The following is a 23,776-nucleotide window of genomic DNA, read 5'->3' on the forward strand; positions in this document are numbered from 1 at the left end:
CGGGAGGAACAGGTGAGCGCAGTCAACACAACCATATTTGCCGAACATATCGCAGAACTGGGGGAAGGTCCGGGCTATGATCCACTGACCGCTCAATGTTGGTGGTTTGATATTCTGGGTCAGAGACTGATCGAAAAGGATGATGGTGGTGAAGTCCGCACGCATGATCTGGGCATGAAAGCCAGCGCGCTTGCAGTCATTGATCGTGAGCGGCAACTGATCGTCAGCGAACATGGTCTGTTTGTGCGAGAGCGCGCCAGCGGACGCCTGACGCTGCACCATCCGCTGGAAGCCGATAATGACGTTACGCGCTCCAATGATGCGCGTGTGCATCCGTCGGGTTCCTTCTGGATCGGCACCATGGGCAAGAAAGCCGAGAAGGATGCTGGCTCGATCTGGTGGTATCGCGAGGGGCAAGTCAAAAAGCTTTTCTCTGGCATCACAATCACCAATTCGATCTGCTTTTCGCCGGATGGCAAGATCGCTTATTTTGCCGATACCGACCGCAATATCATCTGGCGGGTCGATACTGATCCCGAAACCGGGCTGCCGGTCTCGGAAAAAAGTGTGTTCCATCATCGCGTGGAAGATGGTGGCGTTGATGGCTCGGTGGTGGATGCAGAAGGAACACTGTGGAATGCTTGCTGGGGCGGCAGTGCGCTCAATGCCTACTCGCCGCAGGGCCGTTTGATACGCTCGATCAAGCTTCCTGTTAGCCAGCCAACCTGCCCCGCCTTTATCGGCGCAGACGCCTCTGTGCTGATCGTCACCAGCGCGCATGAAGGTATGAATGAAAATGCCCGCAATGCTGATCCACATGCGGGCAAGGTCATATTGCTAGATCTTTCGATCAGCGGACGTCATGATCCGCCGGTCAGGCTATAATTAAAGCGTACACGCTTTAGTTCTTTGTCTTTCGCATGTCTTTAACCCAAAACCGGTTCCCACTTTTGGGAGACATGCTTATACACCTTCGACGATGACGATTTCGCCGTCCGCCACAGTCTGGCGGATGGCTTTTGCAGCCTGATATTCCGGCGAGTTGTAGCAATCAAGCGCGTGCTGCATCGTTTCAAATTCGATGATGACATTGCGGGCGCGGCCCGGACCTTCGACGGCTTCGGCTTTACCGCCACGAGCGATGAACTTCGCACCATATCGCTCGAAAGCAGGCTTGGCGGTCGAGACATAATCCTTGTAGCGCTCCGTATCACGGGCATCCACGCGGGCGATCCAATAGGCTTTGGTCATATCATCCTCCTCAGAAACCGATTAGGCAACCGAGCGCATTTCTTCCAGAATGGCAAGGGCTGAAGCCCTGCGATCGCTTGCACCGACAATTGGTCGCGCAACGACGAGATGACTTGCACCGGCTTCTAACGCATCGGCTGGTGTCATGACCCGCTTCTGGTCGCCCTTCTCGGCTCCCGCCGGACGAATTCCTGGAGTAACGACGGCCATCTCGGGGCCAATGGCCTGACGAATGGCAAAAGCTTCGGCAGCCGACGCAACAATCCCGCCCATGCCCGCGTCCCGCGCCTGTTGCGCACGCTTGAGCACCAGTGCTTCCGGCGTATCGGAATAACCCGCCTCTTTCAGATCAGCATCATCCATCGAGGTCAGAACAGTCACGCCAAGCAGGCAAAGATCAGAGCCTTTGGCCGCTTCCACGGCCGAACGCATGGCCTTTGGATAAGCATGGAGGGTAAGCATGGAAACGCCCATCTTCGCGACATTTTCCACGCCCTTGGCAATGGTATTGTCGATGTCGAGGAGCTTCATGTCGAGAAAGACTTTTTTCTTTGCCGCAATCAGACTCTTTGCGAAATCAAGACCGCCTGCAAACACAAGCTGGTAGCCGATCTTGTAGAAAGTGGCCGCATCGCCAAGCTCTTCAACTACCTTTTCCGCTTCAGCAACGGTTGGCACGTCGAGGCCCACGATCAGCTGATCGCGCAAATCTGTGGTCGTCATGGTAATCTCCGCTGTGATTTTTAGTTTTAGAGCGCGTTTCGATCGGATTTAATCAGATCGGCGCTCTAATGTCTTTTACTTGAAGCATAATCTTATCGATCCTCGCTCCGCTCCGGTCGAATTATGCTATTCGCACAACAGGGCGCGGTACGAAAGATACCGCGCCCTGAAATGTGCAGATAGTGCCAATTATCAGCGCCCCGGATTGACCGAGTGCTTAATCAGGCTCGCGCATACAGCGCTCAGCATCTTTGCCTGACGCTCATTTTTGAGCGTGTCATCATCATTGAAAGCATCGGCGGCACCGCTAACCGAGCACTGCTCAGTCACGATATGCGTGCCGACATTCATCAGAACGGCGCGCAAGTGATAAAGCCCACGCATACCGGCGAAAGCACCGTTGGAAGTCGAGCAAAGCCCGACAGTCAAACCCGCATAAGGCTTGAGCGGCTTATCGCCATCCTTCGAAATACGGCTGACCCAGTCGATCGTATTTTTGAGAAGCGCCGGGATCGATGCATTATATTCCGGAGAACAGATCATCAGCCCGTCATGCTCGGCAAAGAGACGACCAAGCTTCATGGCGTTTTCTGGAATACCCTCTTCAGCTTCCAGATCTTCATTCATGAAGGGAAGCGGATAATCAGCCAGCGAAATATGCGTAATGCTCGCACCTTGTGCCGCCAGCTCTCTGGAAGCCGCCTCTGCCATATGGCCTGAAAAAGCGCCTTTGCGGGTAGAACCCGCAAAGATCAGGATCTTTGCCGTCATGGATTAATATACTCCGTAAAAGGTCAGACGAGCGGACTACGATAGACCCAGAGCTGTGCGGGCGGAACATTGCGCACGACGAAATCGTAATGCTGCACAGTGTAATTGCCTTTGCCAGCTGGCACTGGCGGACGTGGACCATAAGTAATCTGTATGAGAGGACGGCCGCGTGGAATTCGGGACAAAAGATCTTCCATCAGCTGAATGCGGCTTGGCATTGGGAAATTCAGCATCGGAACTGCTGAAACAATGCTGTCGAATTTCTGATCTTTCATATTGCCCAAAGCGCTATCCAGATCGAATACATCGCCCTGAATGATGTTCACATCGGGGAAAGTCCTGTCGAGATGTTCGACAAAATCTGAAGAATATTCAACGCAGTAGAGATCGGAAGGCTTCACGCCATGCGCAAGAATAGCCTTGGTGATAACACCTGTTCCCGGTCCGAGCTCCAGAACAGGCAGGCCTGATTTCGTATCGATAACACTCGCCATGCGTCGCGCTGTAATCGAACTTGTCGGCAATATAGCGCCAACCGCCTTCGGTCCGTCTATCCAGCCTTTGAAAAAACGGATTTCCTCATCGAACTTAGCGGCCAGTTTCCTGCCGAGCTGTCCTGCCATTCTCACTGCTCCCATTGTCGTTATCAGACAAGTTTATGCCGCATTGGATTAGTTAGGCAAGGCGACAATAAGGAAAGTATAAAAAAAGGGAGCCAAACGGCTCCCTTTTCATCACTCACCTATACCTTCGAAAAACTCCTTCATCCGGGAGAAGAAGCCTGCCGATTTCGGGCTGTTCTCCTTGGATGAGAGTTGTTCAAATTCCTCAAGCAACTCGCGTTGCCGCTTGGAGAGGTTCTGCGGCGTCTCAATATCAATCTGGATATAAAGATCACCCACTGCCTGCTGACGCAGAACCGGCATACCCTTGCCTTTAAGGCGGAATTGCTTGGCGTTTTGTGTACCTTCCGGCACCTTCACGCGAGTCTGGGTGCTATCAAGCGTGGAAACTTCAAAATCTCCACCCAGTGCTGCCGTCGTCATCGAGATCGGAACCTTGCAGTAAAGATCAGCCCCATCACGCTGGAAGAACTCATGCGGCTTAACCGACAGGAAGATATAAAGATCGCCTGATGGTCCGCCACGCGTTCCGGCTTCACCTTCACCAGCCAGACGAATACGAGTACCGTCTTCGATACCAGCCGGGATATTGACCGAAAGCGAACGCTCCTGCGTAACACGGCCCTGACCATGGCACTTGCCGCAAGGATCCTTGATGATCTGACCGCGGCCGTTACAGGTCGGACAGGTCCGCTCAACCGAGAAGAAGCCCTGTGCTGCGCGCACGCGGCCGGAACCGGAGCACATGGTACAGGTGGTCGGCTGCGAACCGGCTTTTGCGCCCGTACCTGAGCATTCATCACAGGTGATGGAAGTCGGCACACGGATCTGTGCGGCCTTGCCGGAAAAAGCTTCTTCCAGACTTACTTCCATATTGTAGCGAAGATCGGCGCCGCGTTCGCGTCCGCCATTTGAGCGGCGGCGACCGCCACCCATCATCTCGCCAAAGATGTCTTCGAAAATATCGGAAAAACCGCCGGCGCCACCAAAGCCGCCGCCGAAACCACCGCCACCCATGCCGCCATTTTCAAAGGCTGCATGACCGAAGCGGTCGTAAGCTGCACGCTTCTGCGGGTCCTTCAGCGTTTCATAGGCCTCGCCGATTTCCTTGAACTTGCGTTCAGCATCCGGATTGTTCGGATTACGATCCGGATGATACTCCATGGCAAGCTTACGAAAGGCGGTCTTCAACACCTTATCGTCTGCTGTTCTCTCAACACCTAGAGCTTCGTAGTAATCGATCTTCATTAGTTCGTTATCCCGACGGCTGGATCGCATCCGTCTTTACGGTAGCGTCTCCACGGTCCTGTTTGACACAAATCACACCTCTGATCGAGTGGTATGACTGCTGGACTATTCTTGTTGTTTCTGTCCGTCCGGTGCAACCGTCCCGAAAATTCGCAAAAGCCCGGGACTGACGTCCCGGGCCTTAGCATTACGGACAAGGCTTACGACTTTTTCTTGTCGTCGTCGATTTCTTCGTAATCGGCGTCAACAACGTCATCGTTGGAAGAAGCCTGCTCACCACCGGCAGCACCACCTTCTTCAGCAGCCTGTGCTGCTTCATACATGGCCTGACCAAGCTTCATCGAAGCTTCGGCAAGGGTCTGCGTCTTCGCCTTGATATCTTCAGCATCATCGCCTTCAAGCGAGGTACGAAGGGCTGCGATTGCGCCTTCGATTGCCTGCTTGTCTTCAGCCGAAACCTTGTCACCATATTCCTTCAGCGACTTTTCAGACGAATGAAGGAGGCTTTCGCCCTGGTTCTTGGCTTCAACAGCATCACGACGCTGCTTGTCAGCTTCAGCGTTTGCTTCTGCGTCCTTGACCATCTTTTCGATGTCGGCATCCGAAAGACCACCCGATGCCTGAATGCGGATCTGGTGTTCCTTGCCGGTGCCCTTGTCCTTCGCGGACACATTGACGAGACCGTTGGCGTCGATGTCGAAAGTCACTTCAACCTGCGGTACGCCGCGTGGTGCCGGCGGAATACCAACGAGATCGAACTGGCCGAGGATCTTGTTGTCGGCAGCCATTTCGCGCTCGCCCTGGAAAACGCGGATCGTCACGGCCGACTGATTGTCTTCAGCGGTCGAGAAGGTCTGCGACTTCTTGGTCGGGATCGTCGTGTTGCGATCGATCAGACGGGTGAATACGCCACCAAGCGTTTCAATGCCGAGCGAAAGCGGGGTTACGTCGAGCAGCAGAACGTCCTTGACGTCGCCCTGCAGAACGCCGCCCTGAATTGCAGCACCCATGGCAACAACTTCGTCCGGGTTCACGCCCTTGTGCGGTTCCTTACCGAAGAACTGCTTCACGACTTCCTGGATCTTAGGCATACGGGTCATGCCGCCAACCAGAACCACTTCGTCGATGTCGCCAGCCTTGAGGCCTGCATCCTTGAGTGCTGCCTTGCATGGCTCGACCGTGCGCTGCACGAGATCGTCAACCAGGCTTTCGAACTTCGAGCGCGAAAGCTTGATAGCAAGGTGCTTAGGACCGGTCTGGTCAGCCGTGATGAACGGCAGATTGATTTCAGTCTGCTGAGCCGACGAAAGTTCGATCTTTGCCTTTTCAGCAGCTTCCTTAAGGCGCTGCAGAGCAAGCTTGTCGTTCTTCAGATCGATGCCGCTTTCCTTCTTGAACTCGGCAACGAGGTATTCGACCAGACGCATGTCAAAGTCTTCACCGCCGAGGAACGTGTCACCGTTGGTGGACTTAACTTCAAACACGCCGTCGCCGATTTCGAGAACCGACACGTCGAAAGTACCGCCGCCAAGATCGTAAACGGCAATCGTCTTGCCTTCGCTCTTGTCGAGACCATAGGCGAGAGCTGCAGCAGTTGGTTCGTTGATGATACGCAGAACTTCAAGACCAGCGATCTTACCGGCATCCTTGGTTGCCTGACGCTGAGCATCGTTGAAGTATGCTGGAACCGTGATAACGGCCTGCGTAACAGTTTCGCCGAGATAGGATTCAGCGGTTTCCTTCATCTTCTGAAGGATCATGGCCGAAACCTGCGATGGCGAATATTTCTTGCCGTGGGTTTCAACCCATGCGTCGCCGTTGTCGCCCTTGACGATCTTGTAAGGTACAAGATCCTTGTCCTTTGTGACCATTGGGTCATCAAAGCGGCGGCCAATCAGGCGCTTTACGGCAAACAGAGTGCCTTCAGGGTTGGTGACAGCCTGACGCTTCGCAGGCTGGCCAGCGAGGCGTTCGTCGCTATCGCTGAAAGCGATAATCGAAGGCGTCGTGCGAGCACCTTCAGCATTTTCAATGACCTTCGCGCTTTTTCCGTCCATGACGGCAACGCAGGAGTTGGTCGTTCCCAGATCGATACCAATAACTTTAGCCATATTTCTCTCCATTCAGCAAACCGCAAAGACCTCTACCGAGCGTTCCATTAGCGGTTCCTATCGATTTCACAATGCCTGCTTCAAGGTGTGATGTGGGGAAGGATTTTTCAATCCGCCCGGCCTTTTATCAAAGCCCTGTGCGAGGCGTATATAAGAAAGGCGGTTTTTCACTGCAAGTCACAAGCTATGTGACACAGAAAGATTTCTTCCTGACAGTTGTTCCAGTCACACAAATCAGACACTCACGAAGCCGTCGCTTTTACCAGCACGATATATAGCATCGATGAATTTCTGATTTGCCTTCGAGTTTTCCAGAGAAAACAGCATCACGCCTTCGCCTTTCGTGGCTCGCACGAAGTTTTCGGCCTGAAGCTGGTAGTGGTTTGTATCGGAGAACGACCATTCGGTCGCTTCCGTATGACCGCCATTATAGAGCGTAATGCGGCCCTGACCATATTTGCCGGTGTTAAAAGGTGCGTGAACTTCGATAAAGCCCTTGTCACCATGGAAAACCATGGTCTGACGAGCCGCGAGCTGTGTTGCGACATAAAAAGTAAGGTCGAAGCCATCAAATCGTGCCGACACATTCGCGTAACGATCAGTACCGAACTTCGGATCGAACTCGACCGATGCCTGAACCGAGAGCGGCTCTTTCTCCGTCACCATACGCGTAACAACGGTCGGATACACGCCAATATCCGGTAGCGCGCCACCGCCAAGTTCCGGCTGATTGCGCATATTGCCAGGATCATTGTTGAAATAGCTGAATGCGCCCTGCACATGGCGCAACGTTCCGATCGCGCCCTCAGCAAGAAGGTGACGCAGCTTGATCCATTGCGGGTGGTAATAGACCATGAAGGCTTCGGCGATTGTCACCTTATGTTTGTTGCGCGCGGCAATCAGTTGGTCGATATCCTCGGCTTTCAACGCAATCGGCTTTTCGCAGAGAACATGTTTGCCCGCTTCTGCAGCCTTCAGCGTCCATTCGATATGCTGCGAGGTTGGCAGCGGGATATAGACACCATCCACTTCATCACTTGCCAGCAATTCTTCATAGGAACCAAAGGCCAGCGGTGCGCCAAACCGATCAGCAACAGCACGCGCACGCGCCTGATCGCGACTGGCGATTGCATGGACTACGCCGTTATCGGAAGCGCAAAGCGCCGGAATAACCTGCGTAACGCCAATCTTGGCGGTGGAAAGAATACCCCAACGAAACATTCCAGTCCCTTTGCTCATTATGGTCTCAGCCTTCTTTGTCCCAGCTCTGAATAGTCAATTCAGGCCAGCATTCCAACGCCCGGCGTGCCTTGATTTCATATGTTTCGCGGTTATCGATGGCATGATTGGGCCGAATACGAAACGAAAAAATGTCATCCAGCCCAAAAGGAGCGTGAATATTGAGCGTGTTATCACTCGCCAATCTCACGCCCACGCAATGCGCTATTGCTACGTAACGCTCAATCGATTCGGATGCGCAACGAAGCGGCGGATAGGGCCTTCCGAAATGCTCTTCAAACCATAGATGAACGCGCGCCTGATTGCGTATCTCGACAGGTAGCGTATAGCCTTCAAAAGCCATAGCGCCCGCTTGAATGGCCGAATCTTCCGCACTCCATGAGAGATCAGAGCCATCGAAGTAAGCGATGTCGACGTCTTTGATGCCATAGCCATGAGGGCGTCCACTCAGCACATTCCATACAGAATTATAAAGCGCACCGGAAACGAGCCACCAATCTGGAAGGTTGAGACGGCGCGCGCGCGACAGTGCGTCCGATAGGATCGGAACGGCTTCGATTATTCTGCAGAAACGTTCTGTCTGTAATGATTGCGGGAGGCCAGAATAGCGAAGATGATCCAAATTCAAGCCCCCAGAAAGCGGTGCTGCATCTCATACGATCCGCGAAAGAAATCGATGAATGCGCGCAGTGCCGGACGCATCTGACGACGGCTTGGATAATAGAGGTAAAGACCCGCGAAAGGCTGGCACCAGTCTTCAAGTACCCTCACCAGCCTTCCATCCGCGAGCGCATCCCGAACGTGATCTTCGAACAGATAAGCGAGACCAGCGCCGTTTAGGATCGCATCGAGAATCAACCGGTCATCATTGAGAATAAGTGAGCCGTTGATGGCAATTTCCAGCTCCTCACCCGCCTTTTCAAACTCCCAGCGATAGATACGACCACTTGCAAAGCGATGCCTCACGCAGCGATGCTGCATCAGATCATTCGGATGTCTGGGGATCGTTGTCCTTTCAAGATAGGACGGTGAGGCAACAATCGCCGCACGCAGATCGCTTGTCAGGCGGGCGCAGATCATGTCGGCCTCAAGGCTCTCGCCAAGCCGCATACCGGCATCAAAGCCAGCTGCGACAATATCGGTGAATGCGCTTTCAACCGTCAGATCAAGCGTAATGTCGGGATAGGCTTCCGCAAATTCACCCAATCGCGGCGCAATGACAAACTGTGCTGCGATATGCGGCATCGTAATACGCAATGTCCCTGCAGGGCGCTCGCGCGCTTCAATTGCTGCACCCAGTGCCTGATGAATTTCCTCGAGCGCCGGAGCAAGCCGTTCCAGCAATTGTCGTCCGGCATCTGTAGGCGCAACGCTTCGCGTGGTGCGCGACAAAAGTCGGATGCCAAGACTGTCTTCAAGGGCAGCAACCGCATGACTGACTGCGGAAGGCGCAATCGACAATTCACGCGCCGCGCCGCGGAAACCGCCATGGGCAGCCACCGCGGCCAGAACAGCCAGTTGGGAAAGCTGATTTCGATTCATTGTTCTAAAATATAGAATAACCCGTGAAAATAAATCAGTATTATCGAACGCCTGTTCGAGAGTTAGTTTCGGCCTTACCGGAAACCCTGTGTTTTCAGAGTTTCCGAGTTCCCCATATTTGAGAACTCGCCCCGAAAGGAATACCGATGAAAACGCGCAAGCTTGGTCAGGAACTAACTGTCTCCGCAATCGGCCTCGGCTGCATGGGCATGAGCTATGCCTATGGCGGACAGGACGAACAGGATGCCATTGCCACTTTGCACCGTGCCTTTGATCTTGGCATCACATTTTTTGATACGGCTGAAGTTTACGGCCCCTATGAAAATGAAAAGCTGTTGGGCAAGGCACTCAAGTCATTTCGCGATAAAGTAACGATTGCCACGAAATTCGGCTTCAAGATCGAGGATGGCAAGCCAGTTGGCGTCGATAGTCGCCCTGAAAACATCCGCGCTGTGGCCGATGCCTCTCTCAAGCGCCTCGGCATCGAAACCATTGATCTTTTCTATCAGCATCGCGTTGATCCGAATGTGCCGATTGAAGACGTCATCGGCACGATGAAAGATCTGATCGATGAGGGTAAGATCCGAACCATCGGCCTTTCGGAAGCAGGTGTAAAGACGCTGCGCCGTGCCCATGCCGTACACCCAATTGCGGCACTTCAGAGCGAATATTCACTGTGGGAACGCAATCCTGAAAATGACGTGCTGCCTGTTTGTGCCGAACTTGGCATCGGCTTCGTGCCCTATAGCCCACTTGGTCGCGGCATGTTGACCGGCAAGGTGCGTTCGCAATCGGATTTTGCTGCAGATGATTTCCGCAAAACCTTGCCGCGCTTCCAGCCCGGCAATCTTGAAGCCAACAACAAGCAGGTAGATCTGATTGTCGAGATGGCTGGTGAAAAGCAGGTGACACCGGCGCAGCTCGCGCTTGCCTGGGTTCTTCATCAAGGCGATTTCATCGTACCGATCCCCGGTGCACGTAAGGTCAACCATCTCGAAGACAATGCAAAAGCTGCAGATGTGTCGCTGAGCAATGAAGAGCTAAATCGCCTGAACACGCTTTTCAGCTCAGACACGATTGCAGGCAAACGCTATCCCGATGCATTGCTCGCAACTACCGGCCTCTAAAGCTTTTGGCTTTATGCAAGAAAAGGCGGGGGGAGCCCCGCCTTTTCACGTTCACAGAATAAAACAAACACGAAGATTTAAATGACCGCCCTCATAAAGTAGAAGAATCTAATAAGGCTTGTCATTCTTGCGGGTGCGTGCTTTTTGCGCCCTATGCAAACAGGAACCATCACGAAAGTGCTTGGCATATTTGCCATCGCCGCCGCTGCTATTGCTTGCTTTTCCCTCGTGGGGCTCGGCCTCATGTATGGGATGTATGGCGTCATCTTTATCGATGGCGTCGCGAGCGTCTTTCTTCTTGCCGTCTGCTCGGCGATATTCTGGTTCTCGAAAGTCGACTGGAGAAAGCCCGAAGCAGCAGCCATCATGATTTCGTTCATGTCGTTTACAGCCATGTTTTTCGACAGCCGCGGCAACCCTGTCTATAACCAACCTTTGGTATGGCTGTTCGGAAGCTCCGGCAGTCATCTTCAAATCAAAGAAATCGTCAGTCATGGCGGCGGTAGTACCGGCGTGAATTACGAGTTCCAGATCGTTAATCTCTATGGCGCAATCGAACGCACAATCAGCGGCTGGTTTGTGATTCCGTTCCGTTTTGTCGAATACCTGATCGTGCTTTCAATCGTCACCACAATCATCACCGTCATAAGAAATCGCTCCGGGAGCAACTGGCTCCCTGACGATGCCAGACAATGATGAGCCAGAGAATAATTAGGACGGACGGGGACATACTTCCGGCCTTTAAAATCGATGCACTGCAATCATTTTACCGTTTTTAGAATGTGCTCAATGAGGGAAAACCACATGAAACGCTTCTCGCCTCGTGCGATCCTGTTCACGCTTCTCGCGGTCATTCTGCCGACCGCAGCTTTCGCGCAAACTGCCGATGAGGCCGATCCGAATGCCGCAATTGAAAAGATGAACGCCTATGTTTCGCTTCTCAACCGCACCATTCGCGCTTCGGAATCGCTCGACCGCTATGATAGCTGGGTCGACATGAAGAAGGGCCCGACCGGTAAGGAGCGCAATGTCTACGGCCTTTACTCGCTTTACGATGTGCGTAGCGAAATTGAAGCAGCTGAAGAAGCCACCAAGGCAGACCCAAAACTTCCCGCGCTTGATGAAGCGATGGTGAGCTATATTGCGATCTATCAGAAGCTTGCCCCGGTGGTTGATAAGGCGAGCAAATATTACGACCGCAAGGACTATAAGTCCGACAAGTTTGCTGGTGCGAAGGAATTCCACAAACAGATCGCCGAATATGCGCCAGAGTTCACCAAAGAACGCAAGCATGTCGATGCGCTGTTAGGCGAGGAAAAGGCCAAAATCGATCTTGCCGAACTTGATGCGCTTGAAAAGGCCGAAGGCAAAAAAGCCAACTGGCAGGTTCGCAATGTCATGATGCGTGCCAATGCAGTTGTTGAACTGCTGCCGGAAAATGAAAAGCCAGTTGTCGATATGGAAGCCTTTGGCAAAGCCATGGACACTTACGCGGCTGCCGTTCGCGAAATGGACGATTACGCAACCGAGCATCCAAACTCGTTCCATGTTTTTGAATCCCGCCCTGCAAGCCTTTTGGGCAAGCTGCGTGACTTCCAGGAAAAGCTGGAAAAGACCAAGGGCGATGCCCGCAAGGGTAATGCCGCTTCTGATCTTCAGTGGATTGTTAGTGATTACAACACCATGGTTTCGACATCGCAGAGCGCAACCATTTTCTCGAAGGATTAATCATCCCTTCTGATACAAAAAGCCGGGGCATCAACTCCGGCTTTTTTATTTGCAGGTCGAAAATTACATCCGACGCAACGCGCGGGGCGCGAGACTCAACAGACCAAGAAGCGTCATGATAAAGCCCACCCACAGCGGCGCATGAAGGCTATATCCGGATTGAAGCGCCAGACCACCTGCCCATGGCCCAAGGCCCAGACCGATGTTGATGACAGATGCGTGCATCGCATTGACCAGCGCGCCCGGATGCGCAATCCGCATGACGCGGGCAATGAAAGCGGGATTAAGCGCAATGCCCGTAAGACCAATCATGACGATTGCCAGCATGGTTGCAAATTTCAGCTCCGCAAAGATTGCAAAGATCAGCATTGCCGCCAGCATGATCAGAATGCCGATAAAGATAGTCGCAATCGTATGACGGTCCGCAAAGTGACCAACAATGTAATTGCCGATGATGTTTGCAGCGCCATAAACCGCCAGCAAGTAAGGCAGTTGCGCTTCCGGGAAGCCAGCCAGTTTCGCAGTAATTGGCGAAAGATAGCTATAAACCGAGAAGGAGGCACCGATCACCAGGGCACTGGTTGCATAAGCTGCCCATAACCGTGGCTTGCGCATTTCTTTGAGCTCGGAGCGCAGATTTACTTCCGCATGATTTGGCTTTGCTTCGATTTTGAGCGCAATCACCAACGCACAAAACAGCACCAGCACCACAATCGCCCAGAAGCTTGCCCGCCAGCCGAAAGCGTTGGTGATAGCGGTTGCCAGCGGCACGCCCAAAACAGTGCACAGCATGAGACCTGCAAAGACCAGCGACGATGCACGACCACGTAATTCAGGCACTACGAGCTGCGCAGTGATCGCCAGCATCAGGCCGAAACTTGTCGCCGCTGCCATGCCGGTGAAGACACGCGCCACCAACATCACATGGAAATTGCTGGTTGAGGCAGCCACACTTTGCCCCACAGCATAAAGGATCAGAAGCAGTAGCAGCCCGCGCTTATTTTCAATCTTCAGCGCCAGAAATAGTATTGTCACCAGCGGACCACCAATCGTCATGCCGAGAGCATAGACCGAGATGAGATTACCAATATCGGAAATCGAGCGGCCAAAAGCCTCCTGAAGTGCTGGCATCATGCCGGAAATCATCAGCTCGGAAGTGGTCAGTGCAAAGACGCCAAGCGTCAGGCAATAAACCACCAGTGGGATTGCGCGCGCCTCGCTTGAAGACGCAGAAACCCCTTCCGCCGTGATGGCAGAATCACACACTTCGTTCATGGGACGAATCCTATTTATATAGTCGATACTACATAATTCATATCGCCTTGCTCCGGAGCGTCAAGCAAATTATATAAGGATGACTACAGAAAGGGCGAAAAATGGTTCCGCGCGGCCGACCGCGCAGTTTCGACCGCGATACTGCGCTGGAAAAAGTCATGAAAGTCTTCTGGGCAAAAGGCTATGAATGCGCCCAGATCAACGATTTTACGTCGGCGATCAGCATCACGCCGCCGAGCTTTTACGCAGCATTTGGCAACAAGGAGCAGGCGTTTCGCGAAGCTGTGGACTATTATAGCCGCACGATTGGCGCCGTTCCGTTCGAAGCACTCGAAAATGCGCGCACCATTCAGGACGGTATGCGGCAATGGCTGGAACTAAGCGCCGGCAGCGCTTTTGCGTGTCCTGCTGGCGGATGTATGATCAGTGTGAGCTCTATCCAGTGCAAACCTGAAAATGCCGATGTGAAGGCGTTCCTTCAGGGTGTTCGTCACACAAATCATGAGCGGCTTTCACAGCGTCTGAAGCGCGCCATTGCAGAAGGCGATCTGCCAGAACAAACTGACATCGCGCAAATGACTGAATTTTATCACATGATCCAGCAAAGCATTTCTTTTGAGGCCCGTGATGGCAATTCCCGCGAAGCTGTACAGAAGATCATCGACATGGCCATGCTTGCCATGCCTGCGCGTGCGGCTGTCCCCGCATGAGTGGCACGATATCCGCCGTTCTGATCCATGTCGGCGATGTTGAGATGGCAATCGAGTGGTATCTCAAAGCCTTTCCGCAAGCTGTTCTCAAACATCTTGAAGCGTTTGATTTCAGCTATCTGCAGATCGGCGATGTGGATCTGGAAATTGTTCCGGCAGATGAAAAAGTTTCATCGGGTGCTGCGGGACGTGTTGTCTATTGGCACGTCGAGGATTTCGATGAAATGCTTGCGCATTTGATTGCCATTGGCGGCACGCTTTATCGCGGGCCGCTCGATATTCAAGACGACATGCGCATGTGTCAGGTCAAAGACCCATGGGGCAATTGTATCGGTTTACGAGGTTAAAAAAGCCCGGCTAAAAGCCGGGCTTTTTGTTTCATTCTTATCCGCGAAGAACGCCGCCGGTCTGCTTGGTGACATTTGCGATCACCTGCTTTGCCAGTGCTTCCAGATCTTCGTCGGTCAGCGTGCGATCCTGTGGCTGCAACAACACTTCAACCGCAATCGACTTCTTGCCTTCACCAAGCGAAGCGCCTGTGAAGACGTCAAACACCTGCACGCCGGCAATCAGCTTCTTGTCAGCCGACGAAACGGCCTTCACGACGTTACCGGCTTCAACGCTTGCATCCACGACGAAAGCGAAGTCACGCTTGAGGCTCTGGAACTGCGAGAGGCTCAGAGCTGGCTTGGTGCGGGTTGCCTTTGCCTTCGGCTCAGGAATGGCATCAATATAGACTTCAAAGCCGCAAAGCGTGCCTGAAACATCAAGCGCTTCCAGCGTATCAGGGTGAAATTCACCGAAATAACCCAGAACCACCTTCGGTCCGAGCTTCAGCGTGCCCGAACGACCCGGATGGAACCATTCCGGACCACCGGCTTCGATCTGGATGCGATCAACCGGCGCGCCAGCTGCTTCAAGGGCAGCCAGAGCATCAGCTTTGGCATCGAAAACACCAACAGGTGCTGCATTACCAGACCAGAAACGGCCCGAACCTTCAACACCAGCCGTGCCGCGACGGACACCACCGGCCACGCGGCGCTGCTGTTCCGGCTTGTCACCTTCATAGATGCCCGACACCTCAAACAATGCCGTATCGCCAAAACCGCGATCTGCGTTGCGCTGCGCGGCTGCGAGCAGGCCCGGCAGAAGCGAAGGACGCATATCCGACATATCAGCTGCGATCGGGTTCGCCAGCTTCAGTTCCGGTTTGCCACCGCCAAAGGCTTTGGCCTGCGCTTCGGAAATGAAGGAATAGGTCACAGCTTCCATCATGCCGCGCGAAGCAAGTGTGCGACGTGCCAGACGCGTACGGATCTGCAATGTCGTCAGAATACGGCCATTCACCGTGCCAAGGCCCGGCAACGGCTGTGGTTCGATCTGATTGATGCCATGGATACGCATGACTTCTTCAACGAGGTCGGCTTTGCCTTCCACGTCACCACGCCATGTTGGCACGGTTGCCTTGATGACCTTGCCATCGCCTTCAGCGCCGAAGCCAAGACGCTTCAAAATGTCGAAAGATGCGTCATAGGAAACATCGATGCCGGTAAGGCGCTTCACTTCCGTAACCGGAAAATCGATCACGCGTGCGGTCGGTGCCGTGTAACCAACCACGTCGAGAACTGTCGGCTGACCGCCGCAGAGTTCAAGCACCAGCTTGGTTGCCAATTCTGCACCCGGAACCATCATTTCCGGATCGACACCACGCTCAAAGCGATAGCGCGCATCGGTGACAATGCCCAGTTCGCGGCCCGTACGTGCGATTGTGCGCGGGTCCCAAAGAGCGGATTCGATCAGAACATCGACAGTGTTTTCATCGCAGCCCGAATGCTCTCCGCCCATGATACCGGCGATCGATTCGGGACCGTTTTCATCGGCGATCACATACATGCCCGGCTTGAACTTATGCTCGCGCCCATCAAGACCAAGGATAGTTTCGCCATCCTTTGCCGCGCGCACTGTCAGATTGCCCTTAACTTTGGCCGCATCGAAAACATGCAGCGGACGGCCCTGATCAAACGTTACATAATTGGTGATGTCGACCAGCGCATTGATCGGGCGCAGGCCAATATCTTTCAGGCGCTGCTGCATCCATTTCGGGCTTGGGCCGTTCTTCACACCCTTGACCAGACGCAGGGCAAAACCGTTGCAGAACGGGTTTTCTGCATCCTGATCAAGAATGACCTTAACAGGTGTTTCGCCTTCACCCTTTACCGCATCCGGCAGGGTATTCTTGAGTGTGCCAAGACCAGCGGCTGCCAGATCACGGGCAATGCCGCGAATGCCAGTGCAATCCGCACGGTTTGGCGTCAGACCGATTTCGATAATCGGATCATCAAGACCCATATAGGCAGCAAAGCTCGTGCCGACCGGAACATCGTCCGGAAGGTCGATAATGCCATTATGTTCATCAGAAAGTTCCAGCTCGCGCTCGGAACACATCATACCGAAGCTTTCAACACCGCGGATTTTGCCAACCGAAAGCGTAACATCAAGGCCCGGCACATAGTCGCCCGGGCGGCCCAGAACACCAACGAGACCGGCGCGCGCGTTCGGAGCACCACAAACAACCTGAACCGGCTGGCCTTCGCCCGTATCAACCGAGAGAACGCGCAGCTTGTCGGCATCCGGATGCTGAACTGCCGTCAAAACCTTGGCGACTTTGAAGGCCCTGAAAGCAGCGCGGTCATCGACCCCATCCACTTCCAGACCAATATCGGTGAGCTTTTCGACGATCTGATCGAGCGTCGCATCGGTTTCAAGGTGATCCTTGAGCCAGGAAAGCGTGAATTTCATGATCGTGTTCTTTCCTAAATTTCAGCGTTTGAGCACTTCGACCACGCGAAAGCGCTCGCAAAGCAATTCCATATCAAGGGAGAAGCCGCCGTTGCGGCGAAAATAGGCCTCGTGCCCCTTTTGCCATTCTTCCAGCGGGCCTTCGCCCTCCTGTTCCGCAAATGCGGCATCAACCTCATCGAAGCGGCGGACCGTCAGCTCTACTGTTTCGATCACCGCGGCAGGTTGACCAAGACCATCCAGAACCACATCACGACGTCCGACGACCGGCATCGGCTCGCCGTCTTCACCGAACGAGGCAAGCGCGGCACAGGTCGCAGTCTTGCGACCTGCCAGTACGAGCGCAAGCAACTCATCGGCGAGTTCCGGCGAATCGCCAAAGGCAAAAGTCACCGCATCGCGATAAGGTTCGGGCAGTTGCGTCATGCGCTCAGGCCACCAAACAGCGTTGGCAGATCGAGCGGACGGAACCCGTAATGGTTGATCCAGCGCACATCGGCATCAAAGAAGGCGCGCAGATCAGGCATTCCGTATTTCAGCATGGCGATGCGGTCGATACCCATACCCCATGCAAAGCCCTGATAGACGTCCGGGTCATAACCCGAAGCGCGCAGCACATTCGGATGCACCATGCCGCAGCCCAGAATTTCAAGCCAGTCCGTGCCTTCACCGAACTTCACATGCGGGCCGGAACGGTCGCACTGAATATCAACCTCAACCGATGGCTCGGTGAATGGGAAGAAGCTCGGACGCATACGCATCGTGACGTTTGGTACTTCAAAGAAAGCCTTGCAGAACTCTTCAAGCACCCACTTCATGTTGGCGACATTAGCCGACTTATCGACGACCAGACCTTCGACCTGATGGAACATCGGCGAATGGGTAGCGTCGGAATCCATACGATAGGTCTTGCCGGGAATGACGATGCGGATCGGTTCGTCACGGCCTTCCTTATCGCGAATGGCTGCGAACTTCTCCATCGTGCGGACCTGCACTGGCGAGGTATGCGTGCGCAATAGCTTGCGCTCGCCCTTCTCGTCTGGATTGAAGAAGAAGGTGTCGTGCATCTCACGCGCCGGGTGGCCTTCAGGGAAGTTCAGCGCCGTGAAATTATAATAATCGGTCTCAATATCCGGACCTTCGGCAATCGAGAAACCCATATCCGCGAAAATTGCAGTGATTTCATCGATAACCTGAGAAATTGGATGAATACGGCCACGCGCAGCAGCGCTTTCGCGAACCGGAAGGGTCACATCGACCTTCTCACGCTCGAGGCGCGCTGCAATGGCTTGCTTGCGCAGCTCTGTCTTGCGTTCAGTTAGCGCTTCGGTGACGCGGTTCTTAAGACCATTAATGGCCGGACCCTGCGCCTGACGCTCTTCCGGTGTCATGCTGCCCAGCGTCTTGAGCTTTTCAGAGATAGTGCCTTTTTTGCCGAGTGCTGCAACGCGCACCGCTTCAATCGCCTGCTCGTCGCTGGCAGCAGCGATTTCGCCCATGATCGTTTGTTCGAGTTGTTCGAGATCGCTCATTGTCTATATCCCTGTCGCGCTGAACGCGCTCCACGCCTCTTGGTTTACATCCCTCTCGTGTCCAGGGGACACTCGACGCCTCTTGGTCGCGCCATTGGCGCCAGATACGAAAGAAAAACCCGCGCCAGCCGAGCCAGCGCGGGTTCCCCAAATTCAAAATATCACTTGGGAAGGGCTGGCTTAGCGAACAGCGCCTTCAAAAGCGTTTGGCGTCTCGGTGTTCTTGAGGTACTCGAGAGCCTTCTTTGCCGACGCAACCAGCGCACCGAACGCATCAGGTTCATGGATTGCGATGTCGGAAAGAACCTTACGGTCGATTTCGATACCTGCCTTAGCAAGACCGTCGATGAAACGGCCATAGGTCAGGCCCTGTTCACGAACAGCAGCGTTGATACGCTGAATCCAGAGAGCGCGGAACGTACGCTTGCGATTCTTGCGGTCGCGGTAAGCATACTGCTTCGAACGATCTACAGCAGCCTTAGCAGTGCGGATCGTATTTTTACGACGACCACGGAAACCCGAAGCCTGGTCGAGAACTTTTTTGTGCTTGGCGTGGGCGGTAACGCCGCGTTTTACACGTGCCATGATATGATCTCCTTAGAGGATAGACGGCTTAGAGGCCGTTAGGCAGGAACTGTTTTACGATCTTCGCATCTGCGTCCGAGAGCACCATGGTGCCGCGTGCATCGCGAATGAACTTGTTCGAGCGCTTGATCATGCCATGGCGCTTGCCTGCAGCCGCAGCTACAACTTTGCCAGTGCCAGTAATTTTGAACCGCTTCTTAGCAGCCGATTTGGTCTTCATCTTGGGCATTTTGCTACTCCTTTGTTTAGTCCCCGTCGTGCTTGCAGCACTCCACGCCTCTTGTTTGAAAAGGCGTCCGTCCTGCAAAAGACCGGAACTTTGTTTTACTTCCAGACCGACCAAGTCCGAAAAGCATACGAAACCGCCACGGCATGCCCTGCCGGGCGGTTCGAACGCGGCCTTATAGGCTTAAAGGCCAGAAAACGCAATGCCTGAATCAACGTGAAACAGGCTGAATCGTGCCTCAAACTCAATAAAGTCGCAGCAGAACCGGTAATGTACCGATGTCCTGAAGGTACTCAATGAATTCAAAGAACGGATAGGCCACAAAGAACACCAGGCCATCCGTAAAGGTCCGATACAGTCGATCAGGCTTTACCCTGAGCTCATCATCATCGCGGAACAGTGAAAAGCTTGGAAAGAATCGCGGCACGCGAGCGCAATAATCCTCATAGGGCTTGCCGAAATTGGCCTTGAGGAACTTCTCTTCCGTGCGGATGACCGTTGCAAAAGCCAGATAGCATAGCACGCCAAAGGCCAGCGCAATGATGATGCTGCCCGTCTGCGCGCCGATACCGATCGCGCCGATGCTGCTGAACACATAAAGCGGATTACGCGTCATCGAATAAGGGCCGGTCTGCACGATCTCGGCACTTTTGCGACCACCGATATAAAGCGTGCACCACATGCGTCCGAGAATGGCTGCAACGATCAAGCTTATGCCGAATGATTCGATATATTCATGCAAATGCCCAATTGACCGCGAGCGCACAAAGAACAGTGCGACAACAAGAAGTCCGATAAGAAGAGCAATCGCAAGACGGCGTCTTTGCTGATATTTGCCCAGTTCGCCCAATGTTTTCATGGTTTTCTCTGAAAGTGGGGTGATTCTGGAAAAAGAAAAACCGCCCGAAGGCGGCTTTTCAAAGGCGGGAATTTACAATCAGCGGGGAGCCAGAACCATCATCATCTGGCGGCCTTCGAGCTTTGGCTCGGATTCCACCTTGGCGATTTCGACGGTATCTTCTTTCACACGCAGCAGAAGCTTCATTCCGAGCTCCTGGTGGGCCATTTCACGGCCACGGAAACGAAGTGTTACCTTGACCTTGTCGCCTTCTTCGAAGAAACGCTGTGCAGCCTTCATCTTCACTTCATAGTCATGAGTGTCGATGTTCGGTCGCATCTTGATTTCCTTGATTTCGACCGTTTTCTGCTTCTTGCGGGCTTCGGAGGCTTTTTTCTGATTCTGATACTTCAGCTTGCCGAGATCCACGATCTTGCACACAGGTGGTTCAGCGTTTGGCACGATCTCAACGAGATCGAGACCCGCTTCTTCTGCCATCGCAATGGCGTCCTGCGTCGGGATACTGCCGTGGTTATGGCCTTCGGCATCAATAAGCTGGACCCGGGGAACCCGGATATCACGGTTGGAGCGCGGTCCGTCTTTCTGGACCGGCGTCGCTCTGAACGGTCGGCGAATGGTCGTTATCTCCTGATTATTAACGTCATAGGCGGTTTAATTTCGTTGCCCGCGACGGCATTCCCCCATCAAACCCCTGTTTAACGCGGAAATGTGGTCAAGCGAGCGGTAAAGTCAATAGCATCTTTGACTGGGAAAATCACCCCCGACGAAGAAAGAAGTATTTCGGGAGTGTAAAGCGACATATCGGTCACATTCCTCAATATTTCAAGGGAGTGACCCGGCGAAAGGTTTTCTCTGACGGGCAGAAATGGCAAATGAAAAGAATTTGATAGAGTGCCTGCCAATTCAGGAGACCAAACATGAGAGCAGCTGAACCCGATTTTATTTATGTCGATGGCGCTAAAATCGCAGTCCGCAACCGTGCGGGACAGGTTGCTCCCGGCATTGTCTGGCTTGGTGGCTATCGCTCCGACATGCTTGGCACCAAGGCTGTTGTTCTTGATGAATGGGCAGAGAAGACCGGGCACTCCGCTCTGCGTCTTGATTATTCAGGGCATGGTGAGTCGGGCGGCGACTTCAATCAGGGCACAATCTCACGTTGGCTGAATGAAAGCCTCACGGTTTTAGACAAATATGCGGAAGGCCCGCAAATCCTCGTCGGATCATCCATGGGCGGCTGGATTGCGTTGCGCATGGCGCAGGAACTGAAGAAAGCAGGCAAGTCTCCTGCCGGGATCGTTCTGATTGCTCCGGCCCCGGACTTTACTGCCGAGCTTGTCGAACCATCGCTGACCGACACACAGAAGAAAGATCTGATGGAACAGGGCTATTTTGAAGAGCCTTCAGAATACTCGCCAAATCCTTACATCTATACACGCGCATTGATCGAAGACGGTCGTAACAATCTTGTACTTAAGGGCATTATCGAGACCGGTTGTCCGGTGCATATCCTGCAAGGGATGCAGGATGAGGCCGTGCCTTACCAACATGCGCTTAAGCTCGTTGAACATCTGCCGGTTGATGATGTGACGCTGACGCTGGTTCGCGATGGCGACCATCGTCTTTCGCGCCCGCAAGACCTGGAACTGCTGATCCGCACCGTATCGGCCCTCGCCGAACGTATATCTTTCGGAGACTAAGTCATGCGCTTTTCGGTTTTTGCGTCTTCTGCTGTTGCTGCCATTGTCGGCTTTGGCAGCACGCTGGCGCTCATTGTTGCGGCGGCCAATGTGCTGGGCGCAACGCAGGCCGAAACAGCAAGCTGGGTGACGGCAGTGTGTCTGGCTATTGCTGGTTCATCCGCATGGCTTAGCATGCGCTACAAAATGCCGATCATCGCGGCGTGGTCCACACCAGGTCTCGCTCTGATCGGCGCAAGTGTCGGTTTTACCATGCCTGAAGCCGTGGGCGCTTTCATCGTAACAGCTCTTGCGCTGATCCTCACCGGATTGGTCCGTCAGCTTTCAACGCTTGTTTCACGCATTCCGGCATCGGTTGCTTCGGGAATGCTGGCCGGAGTGTTGCTTAGCTTCGTCATTGCAGCTGCAAAATCTGTCTCGCTTGATCCGAGTTTCGTTCTGCCACTGGTAGCGCTTTTCTTCATCATCCGCCTGTTCAATCCATCACTCGCCGTCATTGCCGTGCTCGTACTCGGCATGGCTTATGCGCTGTTGACAGGACGCATTCCGCAATTGCCTGCGCCAGAGATCTCGACACTCACGCTGATCTGGCCAGAGTTTCACATCGGCGCCATGATCGGCATCGCGCTTCCGCTTTATCTGGTGACGATGGCGTCTCAGAACCTTCCGGGCTTTGCCGTATTACGAGCATCCGGCTATGAGCCACCAACCAGCGCCGCACTAAGGGTGACAGGGCTATTCTCTCTGCTGACCGCCCCCTTTGGTGCAGGGACCAGCAATCTTGCCGCCATTTCAGCCGCCCTTTGTACCAATCCGGATGCCCATCCCGATCCGACCAAACGTTGGATGACCGGGCCCGTTTATGCGGCATTCTATGTGGTCTTCGCTTTATTCGGCGCTTCGCTGGTGGCAATCTTTGCCGTTCTGCCTGCAACGCTGATTGCATTGGTCGCTGGTCTTGCTCTCATGGGGCCGTTCATCAATGCAATGTCGCTGGCACTCAAGCATGAAGAAGAACGGCTGGCCGCTATCGTAACCTTCGCTGTCACCGCCTCCGGTATTGCCTTTTTCGGCGTCGGTTCAGCCTTCTGGGCGTTGATTGCAGGTCTTGGAGTGGCAACGCTTGAACATTTACGGAAAAAATTTCCGAGATAATCACATTGCTTAGCTCTCGCATTGCGGGAACAGGCCCACAACATTCTTGAAAAGCCGCAATTGGTTTACCACGTCAAATTCAAGCCGCGAGACTAAGCGAACGGCCCTGAATTAAACGGAGTAGACCATGACAAATTCTGCATTGATCCGCCCCGCATGGACACCAGCGACAATCGCGCTGATGGTGCTGGGCTTTATCTTCTTCTGGCCGCTTGGCCTCGCCATGCTCGCCTATATCATCTGGGGCGACCGCCTTGGTGATTTCAAACGCCAAGTTAACGAGAAGACCGACTCAATGTTCGGCTCTTTCCGCAACTGCGGTAAAAGTGAAAGCTTCGGCTTTGGCGGCACGACCGGCAATGCGGCTTTCGATGACTGGCGCCGCGACGAACTCGACCGTCTGGCTGAAGAACGCCGCAAGCTTGAAGAAGCCCGCGCCGACTTCGAAGCCTATGCGCAGGAACTTCGCCGTGCCCGCGACAAGGAAGAGTTCGAGCGTTTCATGAATGAGCGTCGCGCCAATGGCAAACGCACGCCAGCAAAGACCGACAGCAACGATGTCACGGATATTTGAC

At 53.8% G+C, this 23,776-nt stretch carries 27 protein-coding genes; 10 read left to right on the forward strand and 17 right to left on the reverse strand.

The features are described from left to right. Positions 1-12 precede the first annotated feature (12 nt). The gene (locus ABWV94_RS06190) at positions 13-885 is read left to right on the forward strand and encodes an SMP-30/gluconolactonase/LRE family protein (RefSeq protein WP_113485521.1); all 873 of its coding nucleotides are present in this window, start codon (positions 13-15) and stop codon (positions 883-885) included. 78 nt (positions 886-963) lie between these two features. Here ABWV94_RS06190 and ABWV94_RS06195 read toward each other — a convergent pair whose 3' ends face one another. From ABWV94_RS06195 to ABWV94_RS06235, 9 genes are all read right to left on the reverse strand, one after another. Beyond that, entirely contained in the window at positions 964-1,251 is a 288-nt protein-coding gene (locus ABWV94_RS06195) for a DUF1330 domain-containing protein (protein ID WP_007872716.1), read from the reverse strand. A gap of 21 nt (positions 1,252-1,272) precedes the next feature. Then, positions 1,273-1,974, reverse strand: a complete 702-nt coding sequence (gene pyrF, locus ABWV94_RS06200) for an orotidine-5'-phosphate decarboxylase (protein ID WP_113496134.1) — start codon at positions 1,972-1,974, stop codon at positions 1,273-1,275. Positions 1,975-2,166: 192 nt separating this feature from the next. After that, positions 2,167-2,745, reverse strand: a complete 579-nt coding sequence (locus ABWV94_RS06205; RefSeq protein ID WP_007872711.1) for an NADPH-dependent FMN reductase — start codon at positions 2,743-2,745, stop codon at positions 2,167-2,169. Positions 2,746-2,768: 23 nt separating this feature from the next. Next, positions 2,769-3,368, reverse strand: coding sequence for a phospholipid N-methyltransferase PmtA (pmtA, locus tag ABWV94_RS06210; RefSeq protein WP_064322279.1), 600 nt, complete (start codon positions 3,366-3,368; stop codon positions 2,769-2,771). Positions 3,369-3,479: 111 nt separating this feature from the next. Next, positions 3,480-4,616, reverse strand: coding sequence for a molecular chaperone DnaJ (gene dnaJ, locus ABWV94_RS06215; protein WP_007872706.1), 1,137 nt, complete (start codon positions 4,614-4,616; stop codon positions 3,480-3,482). Between the two features lie 200 nt (positions 4,617-4,816). Further along, the gene (dnaK, locus tag ABWV94_RS06220) at positions 4,817-6,727 is read right to left on the reverse strand and encodes a molecular chaperone DnaK (RefSeq protein ID WP_007872704.1); all 1,911 of its coding nucleotides are present in this window, start codon (positions 6,725-6,727) and stop codon (positions 4,817-4,819) included. Positions 6,728-6,961: 234 nt separating this feature from the next. Next, positions 6,962-7,948, reverse strand: a complete 987-nt coding sequence (locus tag ABWV94_RS06225; RefSeq protein ID WP_112804522.1) for a Gfo/Idh/MocA family protein — start codon at positions 7,946-7,948, stop codon at positions 6,962-6,964. Positions 7,949-7,973: 25 nt separating this feature from the next. After that, complete coding sequence (locus tag ABWV94_RS06230) at positions 7,974-8,588, reverse strand: nucleotidyltransferase family protein (protein ID WP_162761624.1); 615 nt, start codon at positions 8,586-8,588, stop codon at positions 7,974-7,976. Between the two features lie 2 nt (positions 8,589-8,590). Continuing rightward, positions 8,591-9,508: a LysR family transcriptional regulator gene (locus tag ABWV94_RS06235; protein ID WP_353412835.1), complete on the reverse strand. Its 918-nt coding sequence runs from the start codon at positions 9,506-9,508 to the stop codon at positions 8,591-8,593. A gap of 146 nt (positions 9,509-9,654) precedes the next feature. Between ABWV94_RS06235 and ABWV94_RS06240 the strand changes: the two genes are divergently transcribed. The 3 genes from ABWV94_RS06240 (at position 9,655) to ABWV94_RS06250 (ending at position 12,363) form a co-directional block, all read left to right on the forward strand. Continuing rightward, positions 9,655-10,635, forward strand: a complete 981-nt coding sequence (locus tag ABWV94_RS06240) for an aldo/keto reductase (RefSeq protein ID WP_105519088.1) — start codon at positions 9,655-9,657, stop codon at positions 10,633-10,635. A 177-nt stretch (positions 10,636-10,812) separates the two neighbouring features. Next, positions 10,813-11,331: a hypothetical protein gene (locus ABWV94_RS06245; RefSeq protein WP_321208953.1), complete on the forward strand. Its 519-nt coding sequence runs from the start codon at positions 10,813-10,815 to the stop codon at positions 11,329-11,331. A gap of 108 nt (positions 11,332-11,439) precedes the next feature. After that, positions 11,440-12,363, forward strand: a complete 924-nt coding sequence (locus ABWV94_RS06250) for a YiiG family protein (RefSeq protein WP_113496136.1) — start codon at positions 11,440-11,442, stop codon at positions 12,361-12,363. A 63-nt stretch (positions 12,364-12,426) separates the two neighbouring features. Here ABWV94_RS06250 and ABWV94_RS06255 read toward each other — a convergent pair whose 3' ends face one another. After that, the gene (locus ABWV94_RS06255) at positions 12,427-13,638 is read right to left on the reverse strand and encodes an MFS transporter (protein ID WP_113496137.1); all 1,212 of its coding nucleotides are present in this window, start codon (positions 13,636-13,638) and stop codon (positions 12,427-12,429) included. A 101-nt stretch (positions 13,639-13,739) separates the two neighbouring features. Here ABWV94_RS06255 and ABWV94_RS06260 point away from each other — a divergent pair, with 101 nt between their 5' ends. Both ABWV94_RS06260 and ABWV94_RS06265 read left to right on the forward strand, forming a co-directional pair. Next, positions 13,740-14,348 carry a TetR/AcrR family transcriptional regulator gene (locus tag ABWV94_RS06260; RefSeq protein WP_113496138.1) on the forward strand — a complete coding sequence of 203 codons (609 nt, stop codon included), beginning with the start codon at positions 13,740-13,742 and terminating at the stop codon, positions 14,346-14,348. Continuing rightward, a complete protein-coding gene (locus tag ABWV94_RS06265) occupies positions 14,345-14,695 on the forward strand; it encodes a VOC family protein (RefSeq protein WP_113496139.1) in 351 nt (116 codons plus the stop codon). Before ABWV94_RS06260 ends, ABWV94_RS06265 begins: the two co-directional genes overlap by 4 nt. A gap of 37 nt (positions 14,696-14,732) precedes the next feature. On the opposite strand, the gene pheT is transcribed toward ABWV94_RS06265, so the two are convergent. From pheT to infC, 7 genes are all read right to left on the reverse strand, one after another. Then, positions 14,733-17,147, reverse strand: coding sequence for a phenylalanine--tRNA ligase subunit beta (pheT, locus tag ABWV94_RS06270; protein ID WP_113496140.1), 2,415 nt, complete (start codon positions 17,145-17,147; stop codon positions 14,733-14,735). Between the two features lie 21 nt (positions 17,148-17,168). Next, positions 17,169-17,573 carry an ASCH domain-containing protein gene (locus ABWV94_RS06275; protein WP_105519083.1) on the reverse strand — a complete coding sequence of 135 codons (405 nt, stop codon included), beginning with the start codon at positions 17,571-17,573 and terminating at the stop codon, positions 17,169-17,171. Continuing rightward, entirely contained in the window at positions 17,570-18,679 is a 1,110-nt protein-coding gene (gene pheS, locus ABWV94_RS06280; protein WP_113496141.1) for a phenylalanine--tRNA ligase subunit alpha, read from the reverse strand. The genes ABWV94_RS06275 and pheS overlap by 4 nt, the downstream gene beginning before the upstream one ends. A 180-nt stretch (positions 18,680-18,859) precedes the next feature. Further along, positions 18,860-19,264 carry a 50S ribosomal protein L20 gene (gene rplT, locus ABWV94_RS06285; protein WP_007872656.1) on the reverse strand — a complete coding sequence of 135 codons (405 nt, stop codon included), beginning with the start codon at positions 19,262-19,264 and terminating at the stop codon, positions 18,860-18,862. Positions 19,265-19,292: 28 nt separating this feature from the next. Then, entirely contained in the window at positions 19,293-19,493 is a 201-nt protein-coding gene (gene rpmI, locus ABWV94_RS06290) for a 50S ribosomal protein L35 (RefSeq protein ID WP_007872654.1), read from the reverse strand. A gap of 241 nt (positions 19,494-19,734) precedes the next feature. Next, positions 19,735-20,349, reverse strand: coding sequence for a methyltransferase family protein (locus tag ABWV94_RS06295; protein ID WP_105519082.1), 615 nt, complete (start codon positions 20,347-20,349; stop codon positions 19,735-19,737). 78 nt (positions 20,350-20,427) lie between these two features. Further along, positions 20,428-20,904: a translation initiation factor IF-3 gene (gene infC / locus ABWV94_RS06300; RefSeq protein WP_374844440.1), complete on the reverse strand. Its 477-nt coding sequence runs from the start codon at positions 20,902-20,904 to the stop codon at positions 20,428-20,430. Here infC and ABWV94_RS23355 point away from each other — a divergent pair. The 4 genes from ABWV94_RS23355 to ABWV94_RS06315 all read left to right on the forward strand — a co-directional run bounded on the left by ABWV94_RS23355 (position 20,857) and on the right by ABWV94_RS06315 (position 23,775). After that, entirely contained in the window at positions 20,857-21,048 is a 192-nt protein-coding gene (locus ABWV94_RS23355) for a hypothetical protein (protein WP_374891498.1), read from the forward strand. The genes infC and ABWV94_RS23355 overlap by 48 nt on opposite strands. A 218-nt stretch (positions 21,049-21,266) precedes the next feature. Next, positions 21,267-22,046 carry an alpha/beta hydrolase gene (locus ABWV94_RS06305; protein WP_113496142.1) on the forward strand — a complete coding sequence of 260 codons (780 nt, stop codon included), beginning with the start codon at positions 21,267-21,269 and terminating at the stop codon, positions 22,044-22,046. A 3-nt stretch (positions 22,047-22,049) separates the two neighbouring features. After that, entirely contained in the window at positions 22,050-23,201 is a 1,152-nt protein-coding gene (locus ABWV94_RS06310) for a benzoate/H(+) symporter BenE family transporter (protein ID WP_113496143.1), read from the forward strand. A gap of 127 nt (positions 23,202-23,328) precedes the next feature. Next, positions 23,329-23,775 carry a DUF2852 domain-containing protein gene (locus ABWV94_RS06315; protein ID WP_113496144.1) on the forward strand — a complete coding sequence of 149 codons (447 nt, stop codon included), beginning with the start codon at positions 23,329-23,331 and terminating at the stop codon, positions 23,773-23,775. Position 23,776: the final 1 nt, after the last annotated feature.

It is taken from the genome of Brucella sp. NBRC 12953 (genome assembly GCF_040369775.1).
GTDB lineage: Bacteria > Pseudomonadota > Alphaproteobacteria > Rhizobiales > Rhizobiaceae > Brucella > Brucella pseudogrignonensis.

Coding starts and splice junctions, on each gene's coding strand:
- rplT (WP_007872656.1), bottom strand. CDS start 19,264: ATGGCACGTGTAAAACGCGGCGTTACCGCCCACGCCAAGCACAAAAAA.
- ABWV94_RS06255 (WP_113496137.1), bottom strand. CDS start 13,638: ATGAACGAAGTGTGTGATTCTGCCATCACGGCGGAAGGGGTTTCTGCG.
- rpmI (WP_007872654.1), bottom strand. CDS start 19,493: ATGCCCAAGATGAAGACCAAATCGGCTGCTAAGAAGCGGTTCAAAATT.
- ABWV94_RS06295 (WP_105519082.1), bottom strand. CDS start 20,349: ATGAAAACATTGGGCGAACTGGGCAAATATCAGCAAAGACGCCGTCTT.
- ABWV94_RS06235 (WP_353412835.1), bottom strand. CDS start 9,508: ATGAATCGAAATCAGCTTTCCCAACTGGCTGTTCTGGCCGCGGTGGCT.
- ABWV94_RS06275 (WP_105519083.1), bottom strand. CDS start 17,573: ATGACGCAACTGCCCGAACCTTATCGCGATGCGGTGACTTTTGCCTTT.
- ABWV94_RS06195 (WP_007872716.1), bottom strand. CDS start 1,251: ATGACCAAAGCCTATTGGATCGCCCGCGTGGATGCCCGTGATACGGAG.
- ABWV94_RS06310 (WP_113496143.1), top strand. CDS start 22,050: ATGCGCTTTTCGGTTTTTGCGTCTTCTGCTGTTGCTGCCATTGTCGGC.
- ABWV94_RS06225 (WP_112804522.1), bottom strand. CDS start 7,948: ATGTTTCGTTGGGGTATTCTTTCCACCGCCAAGATTGGCGTTACGCAG.
- pyrF (WP_113496134.1), bottom strand. CDS start 1,974: ATGACGACCACAGATTTGCGCGATCAGCTGATCGTGGGCCTCGACGTG.
- dnaK (WP_007872704.1), bottom strand. CDS start 6,727: ATGGCTAAAGTTATTGGTATCGATCTGGGAACGACCAACTCCTGCGTT.
- ABWV94_RS06250 (WP_113496136.1), top strand. CDS start 11,440: ATGAAACGCTTCTCGCCTCGTGCGATCCTGTTCACGCTTCTCGCGGTC.
- pmtA (WP_064322279.1), bottom strand. CDS start 3,368: ATGGCAGGACAGCTCGGCAGGAAACTGGCCGCTAAGTTCGATGAGGAA.
- pheT (WP_113496140.1), bottom strand. CDS start 17,147: ATGAAATTCACGCTTTCCTGGCTCAAGGATCACCTTGAAACCGATGCG.
- ABWV94_RS06260 (WP_113496138.1), top strand. CDS start 13,740: ATGGTTCCGCGCGGCCGACCGCGCAGTTTCGACCGCGATACTGCGCTG.
- ABWV94_RS06240 (WP_105519088.1), top strand. CDS start 9,655: ATGAAAACGCGCAAGCTTGGTCAGGAACTAACTGTCTCCGCAATCGGC.
- ABWV94_RS06305 (WP_113496142.1), top strand. CDS start 21,267: ATGAGAGCAGCTGAACCCGATTTTATTTATGTCGATGGCGCTAAAATC.
- ABWV94_RS06205 (WP_007872711.1), bottom strand. CDS start 2,745: ATGACGGCAAAGATCCTGATCTTTGCGGGTTCTACCCGCAAAGGCGCT.
- ABWV94_RS06265 (WP_113496139.1), top strand. CDS start 14,345: ATGAGTGGCACGATATCCGCCGTTCTGATCCATGTCGGCGATGTTGAG.
- dnaJ (WP_007872706.1), bottom strand. CDS start 4,616: ATGAAGATCGATTACTACGAAGCTCTAGGTGTTGAGAGAACAGCAGAC.
- pheS (WP_113496141.1), bottom strand. CDS start 18,679: ATGAGCGATCTCGAACAACTCGAACAAACGATCATGGGCGAAATCGCT.
- ABWV94_RS06315 (WP_113496144.1), top strand. CDS start 23,329: ATGACAAATTCTGCATTGATCCGCCCCGCATGGACACCAGCGACAATC.